1 rRNA gene is annotated in these 235 nt (G+C 47.7%); it reads right to left on the bottom strand.

The annotated features are described in order from the left end of the window. Positions 1-22: 22 nt before the first annotated feature. Positions 23-235, bottom strand: a 23S ribosomal RNA gene (locus H4J63_RS20705); the annotation flags it as partial.

Raw genomic sequence — 235 nt, 5'->3', positions numbered from 1 at the left:
CATAAAACGCGTTTGGCGTTGTATGGTTAAGCCTCACGGGTAATTAGTACAAGTTAGCTTAATGGCTCACACCACTTCCACATCTTGCCTATCAACGTTGTAGTCTTCAACGGCCCTTCAGAGACTTTAAAAGTCTAGTGAGAACTCATCTCGAGGCCTGCTTCGCGCTTAGATGCTTTCAGCGCTTATCAGTTCCGAACGTAGCTACCGGGCAATGCCATTGGCATGACAACCC

Origin of the sequence: Pseudoalteromonas sp. 5Ae-yellow (assembly GCF_014077565.1) — a bacterium.
GTDB lineage: Bacteria > Pseudomonadota > Gammaproteobacteria > Enterobacterales > Alteromonadaceae > Pseudoalteromonas.
The sequence above is the reverse complement of the archived record's forward strand: the minus strand, read 5'-3'. Positions and strand labels throughout refer to the sequence as shown.